Here is a 25246-nt window from a genome sequence, read left to right as displayed (position 1 = left end):
CTCGTCGCAAGCGGCTTGGCGCAAGGCTCTTCGTCGGGGCACAGTGGCGCCCTGCCGCCACGGAAGGGAAGTCATGGCCGAACCTCGCAATCGCTATTCGACGGTGTCGCTGGCGCTGCACTGGATCATCGCCCTGGGCGTGCTGGCCCAGGTGCTGCTGATCACGGCGCATGAGAAGACGGAAGGCGTCCTGTCGGGCCAATTCGTCATGCTGCACAAGTCGGTGGGCATCACCATCCTAGTCCTGACCCTGGCGCGAATCGGCTGGCGGCTGGCGCATCCGGCCATCCCCCTCCCGGGCCACCTGCCGCGCTGGGAAAGATTGGCGGCGCGTGCGACCCATGTGCTCTTCTATGTCGTCCTGATCGCCATGCCGATGACCGGCTGGCTGGCCTCATCGGCGGCCGGGCGGGAGATCGCCTGGTTCGGTCTGTTCGACTGGCCCCTGCTGCCGGTCGGCGGCGGTCGCGAGACGGCGGGTCGGTTCATGGAGGTCCATGAGGTGGTGATGAAGGGCCTGTATGTCCTGATCGCGCTTCATGTGCTGGGTGCGCTGAAGCATCAATTCATCAATCGTGACAATGTGCTGCACCGGATGATCCCGCTGATCCCGCGTCGGCCATGACCCAAAGGTCCGGCGATACGGCCGATCAGGCGGCCACGGCCCTGCGCCGGGGCGAACTGATCCTGCTGCCGACCGAGACCGTCTATGGCCTGGGCGCCGACGCGGGCAACGCCGAGGCGGTGGCCGCCATCTTCCAGGCCAAGGGAAGGCCGCGCTTCAATCCCTTGATTTCTCATGTCGCCGACGCCGTCGCGGCCGAGGCTGTCGGGGTGTTCGACGTCTCGGCCCGGGCGCTGGCCGAGGCCTTCTGGCCGGGGCCCTTGACCCTGGTGACGCCGGTGCGGGACGGAGGGCGGGTCTGTGATCTGGCCCGGGCCGGGCTGGACAGCGTGGCCATCCGGGTTCCGGGCCATGCGGCGGCGCGGGCGGTGCTGTCGGCCTTTGGCGGGCCGGTCGTGGCGCCCTCGGCCAATCGGTCGGGACGGCCCAGTCCGACGAATTTCGCCGATGCGGTGGAGGAGACGGGGTTCGCCGTCACGGCGGCCGTGGACGGCGGCCCCTGCGCGGTGGGGCTGGAGAGCACGGTCGTGTCGGTGCTGGGCGGGCGGGTGTCGCTGCTGCGGCCGGGCGCGGTGACCCGCGCCGAGATTGAGGCCGTGGTCGGGCCGCTGGCGGACGGCGGCGACGGGCACAGGTCGCCGGGCCGGCTGGCGGCGCATTACGCCCCCGACGCCCCGGTTCGGATCGACGTCGTCGCGCCTCGTGACGGCGAGATCCTGCTGGGCTTCGGGCCGGGGGCGGGCGATCCGCGCTGGAGCTTGAGCGTCTCGGGCGATCTGCGAGAAGCGGCGGCCAACCTGTTCAGATTGTTCAGGGAAGCGGATCGCACGCATCCCGCGGGCATCGCCGTGTCGCCGATCCCGTCACAGGGTCTGGGCGAGGCGATCAACGACCGTCTGCGCCGCGCCGCCGGCTTTGTCGGCTAGCCGAACCGGGCCTGGAGATCGACGCTGGAGTGCCGCCCGACGCAGGGCAGGCAGGTCTCCAGCCAGTCGTCGGCGGCGGCCCGTCCCCGCGCCTTCAGATCATTGAGGAAGCTCCATTCGGTGTTGAACTTGGACCTCAGCGACAGGTCCGAGAGCCAGCCGTCGGCCTCGATGGCGTGCAGCCGGACCTGACGATAGGACCCGCCGCCGTGTTTCAGCTGGCCCCCGGCGATCATCTCGGCGGCCATGGCGATGGCGCGCAGCTCGGCGACCAGGGGGGCGTTGAAGACGATCTCGTTCAGCCGTTCGACGATGTCGCCGGCGCTGCGCGGCGTCTCGTCGCGAACCATGGCGTTCAGCGTCACCAGCAGGACGTCGTCGGGCGTGTCATCGCCGGTCAGGGGCCACAGCGGCGGATTGGTCAGGTAGCCGCCGTCCCAATAGGGTTCGCCGTCGATCTCGACCGCCTGGAACAGATGGGGCAGGCAGGCCGAGGCCATCAGGACGTCGGCGGTGATCTCGCCGGATTCGAAGATGCGGGCCCGGGCCTGGCGCACGGCGGTGGCGGCGACGAACATCTTTATGTCGGATGCCTGAACCGCGCCGAAATCGACCGCCGCCTTTAGAACCCGTGTCAGAGGGTTGTGATTTAGCGGATTGAATTCATAGGGACTCATGGACATGGCCAGGGTCTCGCCGGCGCGCCATAGCGGGGTGTCCTTGATCCAGTCCGGCGTCTGGGCCGGGTTCCACAGGGTGCTGTCGCCGAAGACGTTGCGGCCGCCCGACTGGTTGATCTCGCGCCACAGTTTGTCGAGGGCGGCGCGGGCGTCGCCGGCGGCGAGACCCGAAACCAGGGCCGCGCCGTTCATGGCCCCCGCCGAGACGCCCGAGACGGCGCGAACCTCCAGCCGGCCGTCCTCCAGCAGCCGGTCCAGAACGCCCCACTGGAAGGCGCCGTGCGCTCCGCCGCCCTGCAGCGCCAGGGACAGGGGCCGTCGTCCCGAGGTCGACGGGACGATGTCCGCCGGTTCGGCGGCCTTGCGTCTGAAGATCGCCATGCCGCCGTCCCCTAGGTCATTGGTCTATTGCGCGGTCCAGCCGCCGTCGATGGAGAAGCTGGCGCCATTGGCCGAGGCGCCCAGGTCGCTGACCAGATAGAGGAAGAGGCCCGCCAACTGGTCGGTCGTCACGAATTTCTTGGTCGGCTGGGCGGCCAGGATGACGTCGTGCAGGACCTGTTCCTTGGAGATGCCGCGGGTGCGGGCCTGGTCGGCGATCTGTTTCTCGACGATGGGGGTCTCGACGAAGCCGGGGCAGATGGCGTTGCAGGTGATATTGTCCTGGGCCAGTTCCAGGGCCACCGTCTTGGTGAAGCCGACGATCCCGTGCTTGGCCGCGACATAGGCCGACTTGAACGGGCTGGCGACCAGGCCGTGGGCCGAGGCCATGTTGACGATCCGGCCGCGCCCCTGGGCCTTCATGATCGGAATGGCCGCCCGTGTGGCGTAGAAGGCCGAGGACAGGTTGATGGCGATGATCTGCTCCCACTTGTCGGTGGGGAATTTCTCGACAGATTCGACGTGCTGGATGCCGGCGTTGTTGACCAGGATGTCGAGCCGGCCGAACTCATGTTTGGCGAAGGCGACCATGTCGGCGATCTCATCGCCGCGCATCATATTGGCCGCGTGATAGCGGACCCGGCCGCTGGAGCCGGCTTCCAGCCCGGCGCGGGTGCGTTCGATCTCGGCCGGATCGCCCAGGCCGTTCAGCACCACGTCGCCGCCGCGCGCCGCCACGGCCCGCGCCAGGGCCAGGCCGATGCCCGAGGTCGAGCCCGAAATGACGGCGACCTGACCCTTCAGGTCGCCGATGTCGCGAAACACCGGGGCGTCGCCGTGTGCGGCGGCTGGTGCGGCGCTGGGGCCCTTGGATGACTTCGACCAGTTGAACATGAATCCGCCCTTCGTGTTTTGTCGAGAGACTAGCGGCAGGACGGGGCGGGGATCAAGAATTTCCCGACCTGATGAATATCCATTCGTTGTCCGTCGAGGCGGCCTTGTCGAACCTGTAGCCGTCGCGGTCGAAAGCCTTCAAGTCCTCGACCCGTTCCACCCGCTCGTCGATGGCGAACCGGGCCATGGCCCCGCGGGCCTTCTTGGCGAAGAAGGAGATGATGCGGCTCTCGCCATTCTTCTCTTCGCGGAACTGGGGGGTGACGACCGGCAGTTTCAGGGCCTTGGCGTCCACGGCGCCGAAATACTCCTGGCTGGCCAGATTGACCAGGGTCGGGTCGGCGTGACCCTCGGCGTCCGCGTTCAGCTGTTTCGAGATCCGGTCGCCCCAGAAATCATAGAGGCTGGACCCGCGCCGGGTCTTGAGCCGCGTGCCCATTTCAAGCCGATAGGGCTGGATTCGGTCCAGCGGGCGCAACAGGCCGTAGAAGCCCGACAGGATGCGCAACCGGTCCTGGGCGAAGTCGAGGGCCTTGGCGCCGAGCTCGCGCGCCTTCAGGCCTTCATAGACGTCGCCGGCGAAGGCGAAGGCGGCCTGTACCCCGTCGGTCGAGTCGGAATCAAAGGCCTTGAACCGTTCCAGATTCAGGGTGGCCAGATCGTCGGATATGCCCATCAGACGACGCAGGTCCGCCTTGGTCTGACGCCGCGCCGTCACGGCCAGGCTGGCCGTGTCGTCCAGAAAGCGGCGGTCCGTGCCGGGAATGGCGGGGTCGGCTTCGGTGAAGTCCAGCCGCTTGGCGGGAGAAAGAACGATCAGCAAGAGGCGGCTCCGTGGTGGCCCGCTGACATAGGGCGCCTTGGTGACGATTTGAACCGGGCGCGATGACGGCGTGGGGGATCGCCCTCGCGCTTTCGCTGCGAAGTTCATGGAGGGCTGGGCGGGGCGCCGGGCCTTCGCCCGGAGTTTGATCTAGAAATACCGTTTCGACGAAGGTTTGACGCCCCGCGCGGTTGGTTGGCCTGCAAGCTCGGGGCGCCGAGCGGTGGCGGTCTTATCGCCTAACCCCATAAGCCTGCGACGGGTCGGCGGTCCCTGCGACGGGTCGGCGGTCCCTGCGAAGAACCGTCCCGAGTGCGATCGAGTATCCCCCTCGACCCTCCGACGGCGTCGTGAGACGCCGCCGGCGCGGGGGAGTTGCACCCCCGCTCCCGTTCCATCCGCTCCCGCCGCCGCAAGGTCGCAGGCCTTACGAGCCCTCCAAGCGACGAGACCGAGGCGGATTATAGGGGACGGGGGAACCCTGGCGGGGAAGTCGGGGCGAGAATCTGACAAGGGGTTGGAATCATTGGAGTGAGACCAGCGTCATTGTGACAGTTGGCGCCGTTCGGGCCCCCTCCGTCTCGCCGGCTTCGCCGGCGATCCACCTCCCCCAGGGGGGGAGGATTTTGGTGTTCGCATTCCTCCCCCCTTGGGGGAGGTGGCGTGGCGCAGAGCGCCGTGACGGAGGGGGCGCGTCGCCGAGCGCTAGAACAGCACCGCCGGGTTCATGATCCGCTTCGGGTCGATGGCGCGGCGCAGGGCGGCCATGGTTTCGATCTCGAGGGGGGATTTGTAGCGTTTGACCTCCTCGGTCTTCAGCCGGCCCAGGCCGTGTTCGGCGGAGATGGAGCCGTCGTAGCTTCCGACAACGTCGTGAACCACTTGCGAGCCTTCCTTCCAGCGACCGATGAAGGCGGGGATGTCCTGGCCCACGCCGGGCAGGATGTCATAGTGCAGATTGCCGTCGCCGACGTGGCCGAAGACCGAGATGCGGGCGCCGGGGTGGAAGCGTTCGACGGCGGCCGAGGCCTCGTCGATGAACTCCGCGATGCGGCTGATGGGGACGGAGACATCGTGTTTCCAGCCGCCGCCCTCGGGCTTCAGCGCCGCCGAATGTTCCTCGCGCAGACGCCAGAAGGCGGCGCGCTGGGCGTCGTTCTGGGCGATGGCGGCGTCGGTGATCAGGCCTTGTTCGAAGGCGACCTCCAGCAGGGCCTCCATCTGGGCCTCGGCGCCGCCGGGCGTGCCCGAGGCGATCTCGATCAGGACGTACCAGTCGGGGGTCGAGTCCAGCGGTTCACGGGTGTCGGGGATGTTCTTGAGCACCAGTTCCATGCCCAGACGCTTCATCAGCTCGAAGGCCTCGACCCCGCCGCCGGTCTCGGCCTTGGCCCGGGCGAGGAGTTCGACGGAGGCGGCGGCCGTCTCCAGTCCGACGACGGCGACGGCGCGCGAACGCATGATCGGGAAGAGTTTCAGGGTGGCGGCGGTGACGACGCCCAGGGTGCCCTCGGCGCCGATCAGCAGCTGTTTCAGGTCGTAGCCGGTGTTGTCCTTCCTGAGGCGTTTCAGGCCGCGGAAGATCTCGCCATTGGGCATGACGGCCTCGAGGCCCAGCACCAGGTCGCGCATCATGCCGTAGCGCAGCACCTGGGTGCCGCCGGCGTTGGTGGAGATGACGCCGCCGACGGTGGCCGACCCCTCGGCCGCGAGGCTGAGCGGGAAATAGCGGCCGGCGGCCGTGGCCGCCTGCTGCGCCTCCAGCAGGGTCAGGCCGGCCTCGACCGTCATGGCGTCGTCCAGGGGGGTGACGTCGCGGACGGCGCGCATCTTGCGAGTCGACAGCAGGACTTCGCCGAAGGGGATCTGGCCGCCGACCAGGCCGGTGCCGCCGCCCTGGGGCGTGATGGCCACGCCTTCGCGGGCGCAGATCGTCACGGCCCTGGCCGTTTCCTCGGTCGACCGCGGGGTCAGCAGGATCGGCGTATGGCCGGTCCAGCGGTTGCGCCATTCGGTCAGGGCCGGGGCGATGACCTCGGGATCCTGGGTCCAGCCGCCCGGACCCAGGGCGGCTTTCAGTTCGTCCAGAACGGCGGGAGAGGGGGCGGGCGTCTGCATGGCTCCCTTTTGTCAGGCGCGAGGGCGAGGTGGAAGGGCCGTCGGCCTCAGACGTCCAGGTCTTCCTTCACGAACTGGGCGTTTTCCTGGATGAACTGGAAGCGGGCGTCGGCGCGCTTGCCCATCAGGCGTTCGACCAGATCCTCGACGCTGGTTTCGGCGTCGGGGACGGTGATCCGGGCCAGGGTGCGCTTCTTCGGGTCCATGGTGGTCTCCTTCAGCTGGGAGGCCATCATTTCGCCCAGACCCTTGAACCGGCCGATCTCGGTCTTCTTGCCCTTGAAGACGGTGGCCAGCAGTTCGTCGCGGTGGGCGTCGTCGCGGGCGTATTCGCTCAAGGGGCCGGCCGAGATCCGATAGAGCGGCGGCAGGGCCATGAAGACCCGGCCCTGGCGAATCGTCTCGGGCATGACCCGATAGAAGAAGGTGATCAGCAGGGCCGCGATATGGGCGCCGTCCACGTCGGCGTCGGTCATGATGACGATCCGCTCGTAGCGCAGGTCGTCGATATTGAAGCGATTGCCGGGCTGGACGCCCAGGGCCAGGGCCAGGTCGGACAGTTCGATATTCTGGCGCAGCTTGTCGGCGGTGGCCGAGGCGACGTTCAGGATCTTGCCGCGCAGGGGCAGGATGGCCTGGGTGGTGCGGTCGCGCGCCTGTTTGGCCGAGCCGCCGGCCGAATCGCCTTCGACGATGAAGAGTTCGGTGCCCTGGGCCGACTGGCGGCTGCAGTCCGACAGCTTGCCGGGCAGGCGCAGCTTGCGGGTGGCGGCGGCGCGCTGGACCTCCTTGTCCTTGCGGCGGCGCAGCCGGTCCTCGGCGCGATCGACGACGAAGCCGAGCAGGGCGTTGGCCTGTTTGGGACTTTCGGTCAGCCAGTGGTCCAGCGGGTCGCGCAGCAGCTGTTCGACCAGCCGGGCGCCCTCGGGCGAGGACAGACGGTCCTTGGTCTGGCCCTGGAATTCGGGATTGCGGATGAAGACGCTGATCAGGGCGCCGGCGTTGGCGGTGACGTCCTCGGCCGTGATGATGGCGGCGCGCTTCTCGTTGGTCAGTTCGCCGTAGGATTTCAGACCCTTGACCAGGGCGGCGCGGAAGCCGGCCTCATGGGTGCCGCCGTCGGGGGTGGAGACGGTGTTGCAGTAGGACTGGATGAAGCCGTCGGCCTCGCCGAAGCCGATGGGCGACCAGGTGACGGCCCATTCGAAGGCGCCCGCCTCGCCCTGACGCTCGGCGCGGCCGGCGAAGGTGGGGGTGACGGTCTCCAGCTCGCCGATCCGATCGATCAGGGCGTCGGCCAGACCGCCGGGGAAGTGGAGCAGGGCCTGGGTCGGTGTGGCGTCGGTGATCCGCTCGGGCGCGCAGGTCCATTTGATTTCGACGCCGCGGAACAGATAGGCCTTGGAGCGGGCCATGCGGAACAGGCGGGCGGGCTTGAAGGCCGCGCCCATGCCGAAGATTTCGTCGTCCGGCTTGAAGCGGATCTGGGTGCCGCGCTTCCTGGACGGCTGGACCTGCTGGATCGGGCCCAGGACATTGCCGCGCGAGAAGGACTGTTTCCACTCGAAGCCGTCGCGCCAGACGGTCACGTCCAGATGTTCCGACAGGGCGTTGACGACCGAGACGCCGACGCCGTGCAGGCCGCCCGAGGTCTCATAGGCCTTGCCGGAGAATTTGCCGCCCGAGTGGAGGACGGTCATCACCACCTCCAGCGCCGACTTGCCGGGATGTTTGGGGTGAGGATCGACCGGGATGCCCCGGCCGTCGTCGCGGACCGACAGATAGCCGTCGGCGTCCAGTTCGACCGTGATCAGCTTGGCGTGACGGGCCACGGCCTCGTCCATCGCATTGTCGAGGACTTCGGCGAACAGGTGGTGCAGGGCGCGTTCGTCGGTGCCGCCGATATACATGCCGGGGCGTTTGCGAACGGGCTCGAGCCCTTCCAGAACCTCGATGGAGGAGGCGGAATAGGCGTTCTGGGCGCCTGCGGTCGGGGCCGGGGCGGTCGGGGCTGCGGCGGCAGGCGTCGGGATTGGTTTTGGCGCAGGGGCGGGCGCAGCCTGGGGCGGCGTCGCCGCAGCAAGTTTGGGCGCCTCGGGCTTGGGCGCCTCGGGCGTGTCGTCAAAAGCGAAGAGGTCGTCGGCCATTCACATAGTCTGAGGCGATTCGGAGCCGGTTCTGGTAGGCGCGTGTCGCCGGTCGAGCAAGCGGCGGTCGCACCGGAACCGGATCGAAGGTCACGGCGCGGGCCAGAATCGCCAGCATCAGCACCCAGGGCAGGTTGGCGTGGGTCAGCAGGACGCTCTCGGACAGGCTGAGGGCGAAGAAGACCGTCAGATAGCCGAGGCTCCAGAAGCCTTCGCGAGCGCCCAGGCCGTTCAGACGGATCAGGATCATGACGGCGGACACGGCCATCAGGGTTCCGACGGCGACTGCGCCGGGCCAGCCCAGCTGGACCAGCAGGTCGATCCAGCCGTTGTGGGCCGAGGGGACGGGCCACTGGGTCTCCAGCCGGATCTCGCGGGCGGGAATGGAATCGACGCCCCAGAAGGCGCTGAAGCCGTAACCGGTCCAGGGGCGTTCGGCGACCTTGCGCATCAGGGCCTCCCAGATCAGGGTCCGGCCGGTCAGGGACGGGTCCTTGCCCAGGGCTTCGAGAATGGCGGCGGAATCGGTGTTCCAGAACCAGGTCCCGACGGCGGCGATCACCACGCCCAGCCAGACGGCCGCGACGGTCACGGCCGCGCCGCCCTGTTTCAGCGTCCACCAGCCGCCGACCATGCCGACGCCCAGCATCCAGCACAGCAGCGAGGTCTTGGACTGGGTGGCCACGACCAGAAGCGTGGTCAGGGCGAAGGTCAGCAGGGCGACCCAGGGCTTGCGCCCGTTTCCGGCCAGATGGTCGGCGGCCAGGCTGGCGGCGGCCGAGACCGCGCCGACCACCATGACCAGGCCCATCTGGTTCTTCTCGTACCAGAGGCCGCGCCACAGACCGGCGTTGTCGTACTGGTGAACCCCGATGCGGGGAAAGGCGAAGACCATGATCAGGCTGCCGATCGCCATGACCAGACAGGTGTGCATCAGGACGCGGGGCAGGGCCGCGTCCCGGAAGACCGCGCCCAGATAGACGGCGAAGGCGCTGTTGATCGCCAGGGCGATGACGCGCCGGTCGGTGACGCCGGGATCGATGGACCAGTACTGCGAGACATAGGCCAGGCCGACCAGTCCGCCGACCATCAGCCAGGCGGGCCAGGCGCGGATGATTTTTTCGAAGCGAAACACGATCAGGCCGGCGGTGACGGCGTAGACGGGCAGCCAGATCAGGCGAAGGATCGGGGTCTCGCCCTGGTCCGGGGCGATGACCGGGGCGATCAGGGCGCCGGTCAGCATGAAGACGACGAAGCCCGCCGCCCACTGTTCCCAGGCGGGCGGGGCGTCCGAATCATCGATCTGGACGGGCGAGGCGTGCACGGGGCGACTGTCGCCCCGGCCGCTTAAGGAAGGGTGAGCGCCGCGCGGAAGGCGGCGAAGCCGTGTTCGAGGTCGGCGATCAGGTCGGCGGGGTCTTCCAGCCCGATATGCAGGCGGATCAGCTCGCCCTCCAGCGCCGGCGGATGATCCCGATAGGCCATCTGGTGGGTTTCGTGAGTGATCAGGCTTTCGAACCCGCCCCAGGAATAGCCTATCCCGAACAGGGAAAGGGCGTCGAGGAAGGCGCAGGCTGCGGCCGTGTGTCCGCCCTTCAGCACCACGCCCATCAGGGAGGCGGCGCCGGTGAAGTCCCGCGTCCACAGGTCATGGCCGACCGCGCCGGGCAGGGGCGGATAGAGGACGCGGGCCACCTCGGGCCGGGCCTGCAGCCACTCGGCGACGATCAGGCCCGACCGCCCCTGTTCGGCATAGCGCAGCGGCAGGGTGCGCAGGCCGCGCAGGGCCAGCCAGGCGTCGTCGGGCGAGACGTGCCAGCCCAGATCCTCGATCGTGTCGGCGACGGCGCGCAGGCAGGCGGGGACGCTGGCGGCGATCCCGCCCATCAGGACGTCGGAATGGCCGGAGACATATTTGGTCAGGGCCTGGATGCTGACATCGACGCCGTAGGCCAGGGGCTTGAAGGCCAGGCCTGCGCCCCAGGTGTTGTCGATCACGGTCAGGACGCCGCGGTTGCGACAGGCGGACGCCACGGCGGCCACATCGATCATCTCGAAGGTCAGGGAGGCGGGCGATTCCATCAGGACCAGACGGGTGCGGTCGCCGAGGGCGGCGATCAGGCCCGCCGTATCCGTATCGGCGGGCAGGAAGCGGGTCGTGACCCCGCGCGCGGCCTGGTAGCGGGCCAGGAACCGGCGGGACGGGCCATAGATCGCGTCGCTCGTGATCACCTCGTCGCCCGGCCGGGTCAGGGCCAGCAGGGGCACGGTCACGGCGGCGAGGCCGGACGGGACGATGAAGGCGTCGGCCGCGCCTTCCAGATCGGCCAGGGCGGCGCGCAGCTGGCGCGCGGCCGAGCCGCCGTCCAGGCCGTAGGTCGGACCATCGGCGTCGTCCCGCATGGTCTCCGCCCGGTCGCTGAGCATGGTCGAGGCGCGTTCGATGGGTGGGTTGACCGGGCGGCGTCCCTGGCCCCGCCGGGTGGCGGACGAGATCAGACGGGTGCGGTCCGAATGCGGCGACATGGCCTCTCCGATGGGTTGCGGATCAGGGCCTAAAGGCCTCTAAAGTCAGCGGGGCGCAAGCGGCGGAGGATGCGAAACGCGATGCGGGTCTTGACGATCGGAGTTATGGCGGCGGCCCTGCTGACGGCGGCCTGCGGACGCGGGAATCCCGACCCGACGCCGGAAACCGCCTCGCAGACCCTGCCGACGCCCAGCGTGGCCACGGATCGCCCCGACAGCCCGACCCTGATCGCGGTCAAGCGACGCGGGCGGCTGAACTGCGGCGTGCATCAGGGGCTGGTCGGCTTCGCCTATACCGACAACCGCGGTCAGTGGCGCGGGTTCGACGCCGACTTCTGTCGCGCCATGGCGGCGGCCATCTTCGGCGACGGGAACGCGGTTCGGTTCGTGCCCCTGTCTGCGTCCGACCGGTTCGCGGCGCTGAAGGAAGGCCGAGTGGACGTGTTGTGGCGCAATTCGTCCTGGACCATGAGCCGGGACGCCGGCGAGGGCTTCGTCTTCGCGGGAATCAACTATTACGACGGCCAGGGCTTCCTGGTGCGGCGGTCTCTGAGCCTGGCCAGCGCCACGGAACTGAACGGCGCCCGGATCTGCGTCCAGGCGGGATCGACAGCCCAGGCCAACGCCGACGACTTCTTCCGCTCGCGCGGCATCGCCTATCGCCCGGTGGTTCTGCCCAGCGAGGAGGCGGCGCGGGACGCCTATGGCCGGGAAGACTGCGACGCCTTGAGCGCCGACATATCGGCCCTGGCCGCCGCCCGCACGGTTCTGGCGGATTCTCAGGCGCACACGATATTGTCAGACGTGGTGTCTAAGGAGCCGCTGGGGCCCGTCGTCAGGGCCGGGGACGAGCGCTGGGCCGACGTGGTGCGATGGACCCTGAACGCCGTCGTCCTGGCCGAGGAATTCGGGGTCACGCAGGAGAACGCCGAAGCCCTGTCGAAGACGTCGAACGACCCGCGCATCAAGCGTTTGCTGGGGTCTGAGGGCGAATACGGCGCCCTGCTGGGCCTGTCCGACGACTGGGCGAAGGACGCCATACTGTCGGTCGGAAATTACGGCCAGATCTTCGACCGGAACCTGGGTTCGCAATCGCCGCTCGACCTGGCGCGCGGATTGAACGCACAGTGGAACGCGCGGCCGGCCGGCTTGATCTATGGATTGCCGATCCGTTAAGCGCCGCAGCTTGAGTCTTTTCCTGGGGGATGGATGACCGAGACGAAACCTGGGGGCATAGCCCTCCACTGGCTGATGCTGATCGGCTTCACCGTCGGCCTGGGCGGGGGGCTGTGGGTCAATCTGGCGCTGGGCGCCGATACGGCCTGGGTGGTCTGGGTCACCGACAACATCACAGGACCGGCGGGGCAGATCTTCCTGCGCCTGCTGTTCATGATGGTCATCCCGCTGCTGTTCTCGGCCCTGGTGATCGGGGTGGCCGAGATGGGCGACCTGAATTCGCTGGGACGGGCGGGGATCAAGACCCTGCTGCTGACCATACTGGTTTCGGGCATCGCGGTGGTGATCGGCCTGGTCATGGTCAATCTGTTGCAGCCCGGCCGGGGCGTCGATCCCGCCATGGCGCAGCAGTTGCTGGAACAGGGACGCGACGGCGCCGCCGGCATTGTCCAGAACGCGCCGGAGACCATTCAACTGGGCGACTTCTTCCTGGGACTGGTGCCGTCCAACGCGGTCACGGCGGCGGCGGAGAACCAGATCCTGCCCCTGATGGTCTTCGCCCTGTTCTTCGGCATCGGCCTGGTCATGGCCAAGAGCCCTGCAACCGACCGCCTGCAAGAGGTGATCGAGGGGCTGCTGGAAGTGACGATGAAGCTGATCAACCTCTTCATCAAACTGGCGCCCTTCGCCATCGCCTGCCTGATGTTCAACCTGGCGGCCCTGTTCGGCTGGGATCTGCTGGTGCGTCTGGCGGCCTTCGTCGGCGTCGCCGTCGGGGCCATGGCGATCCACATGTTCGTGGTCTATCCGCTGGTCATCTGGCTGCTGGGCGGGCGTTCGCCGATCGCCTTCTTCAGGGCGGTGCGCGAGCCGATGGTGGTGGCCTTCTCCACCGCCTCGTCCAACGCCTCGCTGCCGGTGTCGCTGAAGGCGGCCGAGCAGGAGCTGAAACTGCCCAGGAAGATCGCCCGTTTCGTCCTGACGGTCGGGGCCACCGCCAACCAGAACGGCACGGCCCTGTTCGAGGGGGTGACGGTTCTGTTCCTGGCCCAGTTCTTCAACGTCGAACTGAGCCTGACCCAGCAGGTCATCGTCATGCTGGTCTGTATCCTGGGCGGGATCGGCACGGCCGGGGTGCCGGCGGGTTCGCTGCCGGTGGTGGCCATGATCCTGGTCATGGTGAAGGTGCCGCCGGAAGGGATCGGCCTGATCCTGGGGGTCGACCGCTTCCTGGACATGTGCCGGACCACGCTGAACGTCACCGGCGATCTGGTTCTGGCCACGGTGGTCTCGCGCGGCGAGAAGGACGATCCGGTTGAGCCGGTCGATCCGACGGCGTCCGAAGATCTTCCGGGAGCCGCCCGACGCGGCCTGAAGCACGGAACGGCGGGCTGAGTCAGTCGAGGACGACGGGGGTGTCGGTCCGAGACCCCCATTCGGCCCATGAGCCGTCGTAGAGACTCGACGGCGCGTCGAGCGTGGCCAGGGCCAGGGTGAGGATCGCGGCGGTGACGCCCGAGCCGCAGCTGGTGATGATCGGGCGGTCGAAGGTCACCCCGGCGTCGCTGAACCGGGCGCGCAGGGCCTCGGGCTCCAGAAGTCGTCCGTCCTCGCCGATCACGGAGAGGAAGGGCAGGTTCAGCGCCCCCGGCATATGGCCGGAGCGGAGGCCGGCGCGGGGTTCCGCCGCCTGACCGGCGAACCGGGCCGCCGGCCGCGCATCCAGAATCTGCGCCTCGCCGGTCAGGGCCGCCAAGACGGTGGGCAGGTCGGCGACCGCGTCGCTGCGTCGTGAGGCGGTGAACGACGCCGGGGTCGGGGTCTGCGCCGGCCCCGAGATCACAGGCCGTCCTTCGGCCCGCCAGAGGGGCAGGCCGCCGTCCAGAACCCGCACGTTCGTCGCCCCCATCAGCCGGAAGGTCCACCAGACGCGCGGGGCGGAGCGCAGGCCGACCGTGTCATAGATGACGATGGTGTCGGTCGCGGCGATGCCGAGGCCTCCGACCGCCTCGGCGAAGGCGGCTGCGGTCGGGAGCATGTGGGGTAGGTCCGAGCCGTGGTCAGAGACGGCTTCGAGGTCGAAGAAGACGGCGCCGGGCAGCCGGGCCTGATCGAAGTCCGCCTGGGCGTCCCGGCCGTCCAGATGCCACGACCCATCGACGATCCGCAGCGTGGGATCCTCCATCAGGGCGGCGAGGGCGTCGGTGGAAATCAGGGGGGAGGACTGGGTCATGCCCCCAGCCTAATATCAGGCGCGGTCCAGCACCAGTTGCACCACATCGGTCCGGCGCGAGCGGAAGCCCGCCTCGCAATAGGCCAGGTAGAAGCGCCACAGCCGGCGGAACCGCTCGTCGAAGCCGGCGATGCGGCGGATGTCGCTCCAGGCCGCCTGGAATCGGTCGTCCCAGAGTTTCAGCGTCTCGGCATAGTTCAGGCCGAACCGTTCGATAGGGCCCCAGGCCAGTCCGGCGGCGGCCACCACCGGCTTCAGCCGCTCTTCCGACGGCAGCATGCCGCCGGGGAAGACGTATTTCTGGATGAAGTCGGTGCGGGCATTGTATTCCTCGAACAGGGGCTCCTGGATGGTGATGATCTGGAGACCCGCCCGGCCGCCGGGGTTCAGGACGTCGTGGATTTTCTCGAAATAGGTCGGCCAGTATTCCATGCCCACGGCCTCGAACATCTCGATGGAGGCGACGCGGTCGAACCGGCCCTGGACGTCGCGATAGTCCATCAGGTCGATGGTCGCGCGGTCCGACAGACCGGCGTTGAACAGACGCTGGCGGGCGAAGTCGTGCTGTTCCCTGGAAATGGTCACGCCCGTGACCTGGGCGCCGATCTCGCGGGCGGCGAACTCGGCGAAACCGCCCCAGCCGCAGCCGATCTCCAGCACCGACATGCCCGGCTTCAGGTCCATCATCCGGGCCAGGGCGGCGTATTTCGCCTTCTGTGCGGCGTCCAGCGGGGCGTCCGCCCGCTCGAACCGGGCCGACGAATAGGTCATCGAGGGGTCGAGCCAGGCTTGGTAGAAGGCGTTGCCCAGATCGTAGTGGGCGTGGATGTTCTTCTTCGACCCGGTCCTGCTGTTGCGATTGCGGCGGTGGGCCAGCCAGTTGACCGCCATCATCAGCCAGTTGCCGTCGAACAGGCGGCGGATGTGGTCATAGTTCTCGACCAGGGTCTCCAGCAGGGCGGCCAGATGCGGGCTGTCCCATTCCGCCGCCATATAGGCTTCGGCGAAGCCGATGTCGCCGGCGGCCAGGACGCGGCGGGCGAAGCCGTAGTCCTTGATCTCGAGCACTCCGCTGGGGCCGGGGCGGGCGCCGTCCAGCACATGGGTCTCGCCATTGGGCAGGTGGACGGTCAGGCGGCCGAAGGTCCAGTTCGACGCCAGCAGACGCAGCAGCATGGCGAACATGCGCGGGGTGCGGGCGGCGGCGGCCTCGATATCGACGGTGGCGATACTCATGCGGGACCCTCTTTGGACGTCGTCAGTCATGGCCGGCCTGGTCGTCTCGTCCAGTGACGGTCTTCAGGGCGTCGAGGGCGCGGGCGCGGGCCTGGGCATGATTCAAGATGGGGTGGGGATAGTCTTTGCCAAGGCGCACGCCGGCGTCGCGCAGCACTTCGGGCGGGGCGGTCCAGGGCGACGGGAGCCAGCGGTCGGGCAGGCGGCGAAGTTCGGGAACCCAGCGCCGGACATAGGCGCCCTCGGCGTCGAACTTTTCGCCCTGGGTGATGGGATTGAAGATGCGGAAATAGGGGGCGGCGTCGGCGCCCGAACCGGCGACCCACTGCCAGTTCTGCACATTGCTGGCCAGGTCGGCGTCGACCAGCGTGTCCCAGAACCAGGCCTCGCCCTCGCGCCAGTCGATCAGCAGATGTTTGACCAGGAAGGAGGCCACGACCATCCGCACCCGGTTGTGCATCCAGCCGGTCGTCCACAGTTGACGCATGCCGGCGTCCACCAGCGGATAGCCGGTGCGGCCGCGCTTCCAGGCCTCCAGACCCTCGGGATCGCCGCGCCAGGGCATGGATTCGTATTCCGGGCGGAAGGCCCGGTCGGTGATGGTGGGGAAATGGTGGAGCAGATGGGCCGAGAAGTCGCGCCAGCCCAGTTCCGCGACGAACTTGTCCGCCTCGCCCGCCGGGACCGCGCCCGCGTCCGCCGCGCCTCGCGCCCGCTGGGCCGCACGCCAGGGACTGATCTCGCCCCAGTGCAGGTGGGGGGAGAGGCGGCTGGTGGTCGGAAGGGCGGGATGGTCGCGGCCCTTGGCGTAGGTCTTGAGGCCCCGTGCGAGGAAATCGGACAGGGCGGCGTCGGCGCCGGCCTCGCCTGGCGTCCAGTCGAAACCCTTGGACCAGTCGGAGCGGGTCGGATGCAGGCGCCAGTCGTCGATCGATTCTGTCTGGACCGCGTCGGGCGTGGCGATGCGGCGCGGGGCGGTCGTGGGCGGCGGCGGCTCGGCTGTCGCCAGCAGGGCCTTCATGAAGGGGGTGAAGACCTTGTAGGGCGCGTCCGATCCGTTCAGCACGGCGCCCGGTCGGGCCAGCAGGGATCCGTTGAAGCCCCGGCAGTCGACGCCGGCCGACTTCAGCTCATGGGCGATCTCGGCGTCGCGGGCGAAGGCGGCGGGTTCGAACAGCCGATTCATAAACAGGGCGTCGGCCCCGGTGTCCTCGATCAGGCTCTGAAGTTGGGTCAGCGAATCGCCGCGCCGCAGGATCAGCCGCGAACCGCGTTCCCTAAGCGAATCGTCCAGGGCGCGCAGGGACTTGTCCAGCCACCACAGCGAGGCCGCGCCCGCCGGACGGTCCGGGTCGCGGTCCAGGATGAAGACCGGCAGGATCGGACGGCCGGTGGCGACGGCGTGATACAGGGCGGGATTGTCGTTCAGGCGCAGGTCGCGGCGAAACCAGAGGACGACAGGCTTGGTGGCCACGCAGGCGAACTCCATGATAACTTGCGCTCACACAAAACGAGCGCCACCTGATGGCCTCATAGCTGCGGCAAACGCCGCCCCCATAACGCCCGAACTTCGAAAGAGCCGCCTCGTGAGCCGACCCAACGCCGTCATTACGTTGTCCGAAGGTCTTCGGACGCCTGTCGTCATCGGCGGCGGCGCACGAATCGCCTTCATCGCCGGTCCCTGCCAGATGGAGAGCCGTCAGCACGCGCTGGAAACGGCCCATGCGCTGAAGGAAATCGGCGAGCGGCTGAACGTCGGCATCATCTACAAGACCAGTTTCGACAAGGCGAACCGCACCAGCGCCAGCGCCGCCCGCGGCATCGGCCTGAAGGACGCCATGCCGATCTTCGCCGAGATCCGCGAAACCGTCGGCCTGCCGACCCTGACCGACGTCCACTCCGAGGCCCAGTGCGGCCCGGTGGGCGAGGTGGTCGACGTGCTGCAGATCCCGGCCTTCCTGAGCCGCCAGACCGACCTGTTGCTGGCCGCCGCCGCGACCGGCAAGGCGATCAATATCAAGAAGGGTCAGTTCCTGGCCCCCTGGGACATGAAGAACGTCATCGCCAAGGTGGTCGGGGCCGGCAATCCGAACGTCATGGCCTGCGAGCGTGGCGCCAGCTTCGGCTACAACACCCTGGTCAGTGATATGCGCGCCCTGCCGGTGCTGCGCGAGATCGGCTGCCCGGTCGTGTTCGACGCGACCCACAGCGTGCAGCAGCCGGGCGGGCAGGGCACGTCATCGGGCGGTCAGCGCGAGTTCGTGCCGGTTCTGGCCCGCGCCGCCGTCTCGGTCGGCGTGGATGCGGTCTTCATGGAGACCCACCCGGACCCCGACAACGCCCCGTCGGACGGCCCGAACATGGTGCCTCTGGACCAGTTCGAGGCCCTGGCCGCGCAGCTGATCGCCTTCGACGACCTGGCCATCAAGATCGGGGCCAAGGCGCCGGTGGCGCAGGCGGCCTGAATCCTCTAGGTCGGGCGCATGTCTGACACCCTCGATCTGGGCGCCCTGCAGAAGCTGCTGGAGCGCGTGCGCGGCCTGAAGACGGCCTGCGTCGGCGACCTGATGCTGGACCGCTACGTCTATGGCGAGGTCAACCGTATCTCGCCCGAGGCGCCGATCCCGGTGCTGCGCACCCGCCGCACGACCGCCATGCCCGGCGGCGTGGGCAATGTGGCGCGCAATGTCGCGGCCCTGGGCGGGGTGGCGCATCTGGGCGCCGTGACGGGCGAGGATGCGGCCGGAGCGGAATTGCGCGACCTGATCGCCGCAGAGGACCGGGTCGTCGACTTCATCGCCAGGCCGGCCGGCGCCGCAACCATCGTCAAGACGCGGTTCGTGGCCGCGGGGCAGCAGCTGCTTCGCCTGGACGAGGAGGCGGCTGCTGCACCTCTAGATGAAAGTGACGCGTTTTCCGACGTCTCCGCCATTCTTCTATCTGACTACGCCAAAGGCGTGGTCGGCGACGCCCTGATCGCCTCGGCCCTGAAAGCCGCGCGCGAGACCGGCGCGCCGGTCATTGTCGATCCCAAGGGGCGGGATTTCGCCCGCTATGGTGCGGTGGACGTCATCAAGCCGAACGCGTCGGAACTGGCCGGGGCCACGGGCCTGCCGGTCGAGACCGACGCCGAGGTCGAGGCGGCGCTGGCGGCCCTGCTGGCGGCGACGACGGCGAAGGCCATCATCGTCACCCGCGCCGGCAAGGGCATGAGCCTGGCGCGGCGCGACGGGCCGGTGCGGCATTTTCCCGGCCGGGCCCGCGAAGTGTTCGACGTGTCCGGGGCCGGGGACACGGTGCTGGCTTCGCTGGGCCTGGCCCTGGGCGCCGGGGCCTCGCTGGAGACGGCGGTGCAGTTCGCCATCCTGGCTTCGGGCGTGGTGGTCGGAAAGGCCGGGACGGCCGTGGTCACGCCCGCCGAGCTGATCGAGGCGGAGCTGAGCCAGCACGCCGTCGCGGCCCAGGCCAAGGTGACGCCGCTGGACGAACTGGCGACCGAGGTCGAGGCCTGGCGGCGGCAGGGTCTGAAGGTCGGCTTCACCAACGGCTGTTTCGACATCCTGCACCGGGGCCATGTCGCCTATCTGGCCCAGGCGCGGTCGTGGTGCGACCGGCTGGTGGTGGCGCTGAACACCGACGCCTCGGTCAGGCGGCTGAAGGGCGAGGGGCGGCCGGTCAATGACCTGGACAGCCGCGCCGTCGTGATCGGCGGCCTGAGCAGCGTGGATCGGGTGACCAGTTTCGACGATCCCACCCCCATCGCCCTGATCGAGCGGCTGCGGCCCGACGTGCTGATCAAGGGCTCGGACTATACCCGCGAGGGCGTGGTGGGCGGCGACCTGGTGGAGAGCTGGGGCGGCGTGGTCCGTCTGGCGGAATTCAAGGATGGGTATTCGACGACCCGGACGATCGAAAAGATGACGGGAAGCACGCAATGACGCCCAGAATGATTGTTGTGACGGGCGGGGCCGGCTTCATCGGCTCCAATATCGTGGCGCGGCTGACGGCCGAGACGGCCTATGACGTGGTGGTCTGCGACCGGCTGGAGACCGCCGACCTGGCCAAGTGGAAGAACCTGGCCAAACATTCCATCGCCGACTTCTGGGCGCCGGAAGAACTGTTCGAACAGCTGGAGCGTCATGCGGAGCGGATCGAGGCGGTGGTGCACATGGGCGCCATTTCGTCCACGACCGAGCCGGATGCGGACCTGATCCTGCGCACCAACTTCACCCTGTCGCGCGACCTGTGGGACTGGTGCGCGATCCGGGACGCCCGGATGATCTACGCCTCGTCGGCGGCGACCTACGGCGACGGCGAGACGGGGTTCAAGGACGACGATGATGCGGAGTCGCTATCGAAGCTGAGGCCGCTAAACGCCTATGGCTATTCGAAAATGCTGTTCGACCAGTATGCGGTGCGCCAGTCGGATCGCGGCCAGGCGCCGCCCCAGTGGGCGGGGCTGAAGTTCTTCAACGTCTATGGGCCGAACGAGGGGCACAAGGGCGGGATGAAGTCGGTCGTGGCCCAGATCTGGCCCAAGGTCGCGGCGGGCGAGACCGTCAGCCTGTTCCGGTCGCACAATCCCAACTATGCCGACGGCGGCCAGTTGCGCGACTTCGTCTATGTGGACGATGTGGTCGATATCATCGAATTCCTTCTGCAGTCGCCGGAGGTCTCGGGGATCTTCAACGCCGGGTCCGGCCAGGCGCGGTCGTTCGACGATCTGGCCAAGGCCACCTTCGCCGCGGCCGGCAAGGCGCCGTCGATCGAGTATGTCGACATGCCCGAGGCGATCCGCGACCGGTACCAGTATTTCACCCAGGCCCGGATGGACCGGATCCGCGCCGCCGGGTTCGAGGGCCAGTCCACGCCTTTGGAAGAGGGCGTGCGTCGCTACGTCCAGAACTTCCTGGCCCAGCCAGATCAGTACAGATGAGAGGCCTGACGACCCGGCAGTGGATGGGCTACATCGGGTTCGTCCTGGTGTTCCTGCTGACCGCCGCCGTCGCGGTGTGGCGCGGGGACATTCTGCGCGCCGGTCTGGATCCCCAGGTGCCGTTCCAGACCTACAAGCCCCCGCCGGCGCCCGATTACGCCGATCCGCGCGCCTGGGCTCTGCTGGACGCGCGGGCGCCGGGGGCGGGCGGGGCCAACGTCTTCTTCGTTCATTCGACCACCTTCAACGGCGGGCGCGACTGGAACGGGGCCATCGGCGACCCCAAGGCCGACGCCTATCTGTACCGGGTGGTCCTGCCCAACTACGCTGGTCCCTTCGCACGGGCGGGCGCGGTCAGCGCGCCGCGCTATCGGCAGGCCAGCCTTTATACACGCCTGACCCTGCGTGACGATGCGCGCGAGGCCCGGGCCTTCGCCTATGGGGATGTCCTGGCGGCCTTCGACGCCTGGCTGGCGCGTCATCCCAAGGGCCCCATCGTCCTGGCGGGGGTGGAGCAGGGCGCCGATCTGCTGGACCGGCTGATCCGCGAACGGATCGCGCCGGATGCGGCGGTCCGGGACCGTGTGGTGGCGGCCTATCTGATGGACACGATCATCGCCGCCGAGAATCTGCCGGACTCCATTCCGGCCTGCGCCGATCGGCGCCAGATTCATTGCGTGATCGCCTGGTCGCAGGTCGGCGACCGCGACGACTCGGCCGCCCGTCGGCGACTGCGGCGGGCGACCGTCTGGGATGCGCGGGGGCATCTGGTCGATCTGGCGGGGCGGCCGGCGGTCTGTGTGAACCCGGTGACGGGGGGCACGGGCGAAGAGCCCGTTCCCGCGCGCCTGCACCGGGGCGCCACCAATGCGACGGGGCTGGAATGGGCGGCGCGTCCGGCGCTGATGGCGCGCGAGGTCGCGACCCAGTGCCGCGAAGGTCTGCTGCGCCACACCTGGCCCGATCTTGAATCCTTCCGGGAGACCGGCAACTGGGCCGACCGGAGAAAAGCGCGGCCTTACAACCTGTTCTACGGCGATCTAGAAGCAGATGTGGCGGAACGGCTTGCAACCTACGCTCGGCAGACCGGTTGAAAATCGGACGAAGGTCGTCCGGTTTCGGTGGCGCGGCTCGCGTCCCGCGCGTAACCTCCTCGCATACGGAGGATACACATGGACGTTCTCACCATCTTCGCCGGCGTTCTGCTGCTGCTTGCGATCGCGCTCCTGTTCAGCGTCATCAAGATCGTGCCGCAAGGCCGTGAATTCACGGTCGAACGGTTCGGCAAATACACCAAGACCCTGAGCCCCGGCATCGGCTTCCTGACCCCGTTCGTGGAACGGGTCGGCAAGCGGATGAACATGATGGAGCAGGTTCTTGATGTTCCGACTCAGGAAGTCATCACCAAGGACAACGCCATGGTCCGGGTGGACGGCATCGTCTTCATCCAGGTGATGGACGCCGCCCGCGCCGCCTATCGGGTCGATGATCTGCCCTACGCCATTTCGCAACTGTGCATGACCAATCTGCGGACCGTGGTCGGCTCCATGGAGCTGGACGAGGTGCTGAGCCAGCGCGACAGCATCAACACCCGCCTGCTGCACGTCATCGACGCGGCGACCGAGCCCTGGGGCGTCAAGGTCAACCGGATCGAGATCAAGGACCTGACCCCGCCGACCGACGTCACCAACGCCATGGCCCGCCAGATGAAGGCCGAGCGCGAACGCCGCGCCGTGGTCACCGAGGCGGACGGCGAGAAACAGGCCGCCATCACCCGCGCCGAGGGCGCCAAACAGGCGGCCATCCTGGAATCCGAAGGCCGCAAGGAGGCCGCCTTCCGCGACGCCGAGGCGCGCGAACGCGAAGCCGAGGCCGAGGCCCGCGCCACCACCATGGTGTCGGAAGCCATCGCCCGGGGCGACGTCAACGCCATCAACTATTTCGTGGCGCAGAAATATGTCGAGGCCTTCGCCGAACTGGCCCGCAGCCCGCAACAGCGGACCGTCATCGTGCCCGCCGAAATGGGGGCCCTGGTCGGCACCATCGCCGGTATCGGCGAGATGGTGAACCTGGCCAAGGGGCAGCAGCAACAGGCGACCCCGGTCAAGCCCGCCGCCGCCCCGCGTCGTCCCTCCGTTCCGCCCACCGCCTGATCCGGGAGCCCAGGTCATGACCGTCGTCGCCGATCTGTACGCCGCCCAGCCGTTCTGGATCTGGCTGGCCGTCGGGGTGTTGTTGCTGGCCGTCGAGTCGATGTTCTCGACCGAATGGCTGTTGTGGCCGGCGGTTTCGGCCGGGCTGGTGGCGGTCATGACGGCGGTCGGGGTGCGGTTGGGCCTGCCCGGCGAAGTGGCGGTCTTCGCCGTGCTGACGGTCATCGCCACCCTGTTGTCGCGACGCCTGATCCAGAAGGCCAATCCGGACGGGGTCGACATCAACGACCGGAACAGTCGTCTGATCGACCAGCGCGCCCGGGTGGTGGAGGCCTTCGTCGGCGGTCGAGGCCGGGTGTTCGTCTCTGGCGCCGAATGGTCGGCCGTCATCGACGGGGCCGCGCCCGAAACGGGGCAGCCCGAGGTCGGGCAGGATGTCGTGGTGCACGGGGTCAGCGGCTCGCTGCTGACGGTGCGCGCCGCGACCTGAGCCGTCCCGCGCAACCTTTGCCGTGGGACGACGTTCGACGCTGATGTCAGACAGCCGTATCGCCTCCGTCGTCCCGGCCCAGGATGGACTGCCGGTTCCGAGGCGCTACTGGGCCATCGTCTCCATCGGCCTGGGCATCACCCTCGCCGTCCTGGACGGCGCCATCGCCAATGTCGCCCTGCCGTCCATCGCCCGGGATCTCCAGGCGTCGGAGGCCGCGTCCATCTGGATCGTCAACGCCTATCAGATCGCCATCGTGGTCGCGCTTCTGCCGCTGGCGTCGCTGGGCGAGATCGTCGGCTATCGTCGGGTGTCGCAGGTGGGGCTGGCGGTTTTCACCCTGGCCTCCCTGGCCTGCGCCCTGTCCGATTCGATCCTGACCCTGAGCCTGGCCCGGGTGCTGCAGGGGTTCGGGGCGGCGGGGATCATGAGCGTCAACGGCGCCCTGGTGCGCTTCACCTATCCGCAGCGGATGCTGGGCCGGGCGGTCGGGATCAACGCGGTGATCGTCTCCATGGCCGCCGCCGCCGGCCCGACCATCGCCAGCGCCGTGCTGAGCCTCGGCGAATGGCGCTGGCTGTTCGCCCTGAACATTCCGCTGGGGGTTCTGGCGGTGTCGATGGCGGGCTTCACCCTGCCGCACAACCCGTTGCAGAAGCGCAGGCTGAACCTGACCGGGGCGGCGCTGAGCGCGGCGGCCTTCGGCCTCGTCATCACGGGGATGCAGGCCCTGGCCCACGGCGAGGCTTCGATCCTGGGCTTCGGCCTGACGGGGCTCGGGCTGGCGGCCGGGGTGCTGCTGGTGCGGCATGAGAGGCCCAGCAAGACGCCGCTGATCCCGCTGGACCTGCTGGCGCGGCCGATGTTCGCCCTGTCGGTCGCCACCTCCATCATCTCCTTCACCGCCCAGATGATGGCCTTCATCTCCTTGCCGTTCTTCCTGCAGGGCTCGCTGGGGCTGAGCGCGGTGGAGACCGGGCTGTTGATGACGCCCTGGCCGCTGGCGACCATGTTCGCCGCCCCGCTGGCCGGGTGGCTGTCGGACCGGCATTCGGCGGGGATACTGGGGGCCATGGGTCTGAGCCTGTTCGCCTGCGGTCTGATGGCGCTGAGCTTCCTCGACGGGGATTCGTCGCGGTTCGACATCATCTGGCGCATGGCCCTGTGCGGGGCCGGGTTCGGCTTCTTCCAGTCGCCCAACAACCGCGCCCTGCTGTCGGAGGCTCCGCGTGAGCGGGCCGGGGCGGCGGGCGGCGCCCTGGGAACGGCGCGGGTGCTGGGTCAGTCGATGGGGGCGGTCGTGGTCGCCTTTCTGCTGTCGGCGGCCCCGGTTTCGGGCGTGCGTCACGGCTTCGAGCTGGCCGCCGTGGCGGCCCTGTTCGGCGCGGTGATGAGCGGAGCGCGCATCCGACGCCGCATCGTCGAGCCGGAAAAGGAAGTCGAGGCGGTCTAGACGCGCCTGAGGTCGGCGACCCCGCGATTCGCCAACTGGTCGGCGCGTTCGTTCAGTTCGTGCCCGGCGTGGCCCTTGACCCAGCGCCATTTGACGTCGTGCTTCAGCCGGGCGGCGTCCAGACGCTGCCACAGGTCGGCGTTCTTGACCGGCTTCTTGTCCGCGGTCAGCCAGCCGCGCGCCTTCCAGCCGCGCATCCATTCGGTGATGCCCTGCATGACGTATTTGCTGTCGGTGTGAAGCTCGACCCTGCACGGCCGTTTCAGCGCCTCCAGCGCCATGATGGCGGCCATCAGCTCCATGCGGTTGTTGGTCGTGTTGGGCTCGCCGCCCCACAATTCCTTTTCGTGGCCGCCCCCGGTCTGGAGCAGGGCGCCCCAGCCGCCGGGGCCGGGATTGCCCTTGCAGGCGCCGTCGGTGTGGATGATGACGTGATCGGTGGGACTCAT

General features: G+C 68.5%; 22 protein-coding genes. 11 read left to right on the top strand and 11 right to left on the bottom strand.

Going from position 1 to position 25246, the window contains the following annotated elements:
* Positions 1 to 73: 73 nt before the first annotated feature.
* Together ACP7CK_RS10585 and ACP7CK_RS10580 are read left to right on the top strand one after the other, a co-directional pair.
* A complete protein-coding gene (locus tag ACP7CK_RS10585; protein ID WP_008260517.1) occupies positions 74 to 625 on the top strand; it encodes a cytochrome b in 552 nt (183 codons plus the stop codon).
* Complete coding sequence (locus ACP7CK_RS10580; protein ID WP_008264089.1) at positions 622 to 1551, top strand: L-threonylcarbamoyladenylate synthase; 930 nt, start codon at positions 622 to 624, stop codon at positions 1549 to 1551. Before ACP7CK_RS10585 ends, ACP7CK_RS10580 begins: the two co-directional genes overlap by 4 nt.
* Here the strand turns inward: ACP7CK_RS10580 and ACP7CK_RS10575 are convergent.
* The 7 genes from ACP7CK_RS10575 to metC all read right to left on the bottom strand — a co-directional run bounded on the left by ACP7CK_RS10575 (position 1548) and on the right by metC (position 11120).
* The gene (locus tag ACP7CK_RS10575) at positions 1548 to 2612 is read right to left on the bottom strand and encodes a patatin-like phospholipase family protein (protein ID WP_008264379.1); all 1065 of its coding nucleotides are present in this window, start codon (positions 2610 to 2612) and stop codon (positions 1548 to 1550) included. The genes ACP7CK_RS10580 and ACP7CK_RS10575 overlap by 4 nt on opposite strands.
* A gap of 24 nt (positions 2613 to 2636) precedes the next feature.
* Positions 2637 to 3506: a 3-hydroxybutyrate dehydrogenase gene (locus tag ACP7CK_RS10570; protein WP_008259939.1), complete on the bottom strand. Its 870-nt coding sequence runs from the start codon at positions 3504 to 3506 to the stop codon at positions 2637 to 2639.
* 52 nt (positions 3507 to 3558) lie between these two features.
* On the bottom strand, positions 3559 to 4329 hold the full coding sequence (gene yaaA / locus ACP7CK_RS10565) for a peroxide stress protein YaaA (protein WP_426025978.1): 771 nt from the start codon (positions 4327 to 4329) through the stop codon (positions 3559 to 3561).
* Positions 4330 to 5034: 705 nt separating this feature from the next.
* Positions 5035 to 6447: an FAD-binding oxidoreductase gene (locus ACP7CK_RS10560; protein ID WP_426025977.1), complete on the bottom strand. Its 1413-nt coding sequence runs from the start codon at positions 6445 to 6447 to the stop codon at positions 5035 to 5037.
* A 47-nt stretch (positions 6448 to 6494) separates the two neighbouring features.
* Positions 6495 to 8594, bottom strand: a complete 2100-nt coding sequence (parE, locus tag ACP7CK_RS10555; RefSeq protein ID WP_426025976.1) for a DNA topoisomerase IV subunit B — start codon at positions 8592 to 8594, stop codon at positions 6495 to 6497.
* Positions 8569 to 9918 (bottom strand): O-antigen ligase family protein, encoded by a 1350-nt coding sequence (locus ACP7CK_RS10550; RefSeq protein ID WP_426025975.1) that lies wholly within the window; start codon positions 9916 to 9918, stop codon positions 8569 to 8571. The genes parE and ACP7CK_RS10550 overlap by 26 nt, the downstream gene beginning before the upstream one ends.
* A 23-nt stretch (positions 9919 to 9941) precedes the next feature.
* Complete coding sequence (metC, locus tag ACP7CK_RS10545) at positions 9942 to 11120, bottom strand: cystathionine beta-lyase (RefSeq protein ID WP_426025974.1); 1179 nt, start codon at positions 11118 to 11120, stop codon at positions 9942 to 9944.
* A gap of 81 nt (positions 11121 to 11201) precedes the next feature.
* On the opposite strand from metC, the gene ACP7CK_RS10540 reads away from it, so the two are divergent.
* Both ACP7CK_RS10540 and ACP7CK_RS10535 read left to right on the top strand, forming a co-directional pair.
* Positions 11202 to 12296: an amino acid ABC transporter substrate-binding protein gene (locus ACP7CK_RS10540; RefSeq protein ID WP_322298616.1), complete on the top strand. Its 1095-nt coding sequence runs from the start codon at positions 11202 to 11204 to the stop codon at positions 12294 to 12296.
* Between the two features lie 33 nt (positions 12297 to 12329).
* Positions 12330 to 13691 carry a dicarboxylate/amino acid:cation symporter gene (locus tag ACP7CK_RS10535; RefSeq protein WP_035308490.1) on the top strand — a complete coding sequence of 454 codons (1362 nt, stop codon included), beginning with the start codon at positions 12330 to 12332 and terminating at the stop codon, positions 13689 to 13691.
* Between the two features lies 1 nt (position 13692).
* Here the strand turns inward: ACP7CK_RS10535 and sseA are convergent, their stop codons facing one another.
* Genes sseA through ACP7CK_RS10520 form a run of 3 tightly spaced genes read right to left on the bottom strand, consistent with a single transcriptional unit; the run spans position 13693 to position 17254 of the window.
* The gene (gene sseA, locus ACP7CK_RS10530) at positions 13693 to 14529 is read right to left on the bottom strand and encodes a 3-mercaptopyruvate sulfurtransferase (RefSeq protein ID WP_426025973.1); all 837 of its coding nucleotides are present in this window, start codon (positions 14527 to 14529) and stop codon (positions 13693 to 13695) included.
* Between the two features lie 15 nt (positions 14530 to 14544).
* Positions 14545 to 15765, bottom strand: a complete 1221-nt coding sequence (locus ACP7CK_RS10525) for a class I SAM-dependent methyltransferase (RefSeq protein ID WP_426025972.1) — start codon at positions 15763 to 15765, stop codon at positions 14545 to 14547.
* Positions 15766 to 15787: 22 nt separating this feature from the next.
* Positions 15788 to 17254, bottom strand: coding sequence for a cryptochrome/photolyase family protein (locus ACP7CK_RS10520; RefSeq protein ID WP_426025971.1), 1467 nt, complete (start codon positions 17252 to 17254; stop codon positions 15788 to 15790).
* 97 nt (positions 17255 to 17351) lie between these two features.
* Here ACP7CK_RS10520 and kdsA point away from each other — a divergent pair, with 97 nt between their 5' ends.
* The 7 genes from kdsA (at position 17352) to ACP7CK_RS10485 (ending at position 24797) form a co-directional block, all read left to right on the top strand.
* On the top strand, positions 17352 to 18230 hold the full coding sequence (gene kdsA / locus ACP7CK_RS10515; RefSeq protein WP_369733378.1) for a 3-deoxy-8-phosphooctulonate synthase: 879 nt from the start codon (positions 17352 to 17354) through the stop codon (positions 18228 to 18230).
* Between the two features lie 18 nt (positions 18231 to 18248).
* A complete protein-coding gene (rfaE2, locus tag ACP7CK_RS10510; RefSeq protein ID WP_008259755.1) occupies positions 18249 to 19703 on the top strand; it encodes a D-glycero-beta-D-manno-heptose 1-phosphate adenylyltransferase in 1455 nt (484 codons plus the stop codon).
* Entirely contained in the window at positions 19700 to 20701 is a 1002-nt protein-coding gene (rfaD, locus tag ACP7CK_RS10505; protein ID WP_035308500.1) for an ADP-glyceromanno-heptose 6-epimerase, read from the top strand. The genes rfaE2 and rfaD overlap by 4 nt, the downstream gene beginning before the upstream one ends.
* On the top strand, positions 20698 to 21795 hold the full coding sequence (locus ACP7CK_RS10500; RefSeq protein WP_035308502.1) for a DUF3089 domain-containing protein: 1098 nt from the start codon (positions 20698 to 20700) through the stop codon (positions 21793 to 21795). Before rfaD ends, ACP7CK_RS10500 begins: the two co-directional genes overlap by 4 nt.
* Before the next feature lie 78 nt (positions 21796 to 21873).
* Positions 21874 to 22854, top strand: a complete 981-nt coding sequence (locus ACP7CK_RS10495) for an SPFH domain-containing protein (protein ID WP_008263714.1) — start codon at positions 21874 to 21876, stop codon at positions 22852 to 22854.
* Positions 22855 to 22870: 16 nt separating this feature from the next.
* Entirely contained in the window at positions 22871 to 23344 is a 474-nt protein-coding gene (locus tag ACP7CK_RS10490) for an NfeD family protein (RefSeq protein WP_154726603.1), read from the top strand.
* Between the two features lie 43 nt (positions 23345 to 23387).
* Positions 23388 to 24797, top strand: coding sequence for an MFS transporter (locus ACP7CK_RS10485; RefSeq protein ID WP_426025970.1), 1410 nt, complete (start codon positions 23388 to 23390; stop codon positions 24795 to 24797).
* On the opposite strand, the gene rnhA is transcribed toward ACP7CK_RS10485, so the two are convergent.
* A complete protein-coding gene (rnhA, locus tag ACP7CK_RS10480; protein WP_008263255.1) occupies positions 24794 to 25246 on the bottom strand; it encodes a ribonuclease HI in 453 nt (150 codons plus the stop codon). The genes ACP7CK_RS10485 and rnhA overlap by 4 nt on opposite strands.

This window comes from Brevundimonas sp. TSRC1-1, from assembly GCF_049898245.1.
GTDB lineage: Bacteria > Pseudomonadota > Alphaproteobacteria > Caulobacterales > Caulobacteraceae > Brevundimonas > Brevundimonas mediterranea_A.
The sequence above is the reverse complement of the archived record's forward strand: the minus strand, read 5'-3'. Positions and strand labels throughout refer to the sequence as shown.

Coding starts and splice junctions, on each gene's coding strand:
- ACP7CK_RS10560 (WP_426025977.1), bottom strand. CDS start 6,447: ATGCAGACGCCCGCCCCCTCTCCCGCCGTTCTGGACGAACTGAAAGCC.
- parE (WP_426025976.1), bottom strand. CDS start 8,594: ATGGCCGACGACCTCTTCGCTTTTGACGACACGCCCGAGGCGCCCAAG.
- ACP7CK_RS10570 (WP_008259939.1), bottom strand. CDS start 3,506: ATGTTCAACTGGTCGAAGTCATCCAAGGGCCCCAGCGCCGCACCAGCC.
- sseA (WP_426025973.1), bottom strand. CDS start 14,529: ATGACCCAGTCCTCCCCCCTGATTTCCACCGACGCCCTCGCCGCCCTG.
- ACP7CK_RS10525 (WP_426025972.1), bottom strand. CDS start 15,765: ATGAGTATCGCCACCGTCGATATCGAGGCCGCCGCCGCCCGCACCCCG.
- ACP7CK_RS10520 (WP_426025971.1), bottom strand. CDS start 17,254: ATGGAGTTCGCCTGCGTGGCCACCAAGCCTGTCGTCCTCTGGTTTCGC.
- ACP7CK_RS10585 (WP_008260517.1), top strand. CDS start 74: ATGGCCGAACCTCGCAATCGCTATTCGACGGTGTCGCTGGCGCTGCAC.
- rnhA (WP_008263255.1), bottom strand. CDS start 25,246: ATGAGTCCCACCGATCACGTCATCATCCACACCGACGGCGCCTGCAAG.
- ACP7CK_RS10485 (WP_426025970.1), top strand. CDS start 23,388: ATGTCAGACAGCCGTATCGCCTCCGTCGTCCCGGCCCAGGATGGACTG.
- ACP7CK_RS10495 (WP_008263714.1), top strand. CDS start 21,874: ATGGACGTTCTCACCATCTTCGCCGGCGTTCTGCTGCTGCTTGCGATC.
- ACP7CK_RS10580 (WP_008264089.1), top strand. CDS start 622: ATGACCCAAAGGTCCGGCGATACGGCCGATCAGGCGGCCACGGCCCTG.
- ACP7CK_RS10500 (WP_035308502.1), top strand. CDS start 20,698: ATGAGAGGCCTGACGACCCGGCAGTGGATGGGCTACATCGGGTTCGTC.
- rfaD (WP_035308500.1), top strand. CDS start 19,700: ATGACGCCCAGAATGATTGTTGTGACGGGCGGGGCCGGCTTCATCGGC.
- ACP7CK_RS10540 (WP_322298616.1), top strand. CDS start 11,202: ATGCGGGTCTTGACGATCGGAGTTATGGCGGCGGCCCTGCTGACGGCG.
- ACP7CK_RS10575 (WP_008264379.1), bottom strand. CDS start 2,612: ATGGCGATCTTCAGACGCAAGGCCGCCGAACCGGCGGACATCGTCCCG.
- ACP7CK_RS10535 (WP_035308490.1), top strand. CDS start 12,330: ATGACCGAGACGAAACCTGGGGGCATAGCCCTCCACTGGCTGATGCTG.
- ACP7CK_RS10490 (WP_154726603.1), top strand. CDS start 22,871: ATGACCGTCGTCGCCGATCTGTACGCCGCCCAGCCGTTCTGGATCTGG.
- metC (WP_426025974.1), bottom strand. CDS start 11,120: ATGTCGCCGCATTCGGACCGCACCCGTCTGATCTCGTCCGCCACCCGG.
- rfaE2 (WP_008259755.1), top strand. CDS start 18,249: ATGTCTGACACCCTCGATCTGGGCGCCCTGCAGAAGCTGCTGGAGCGC.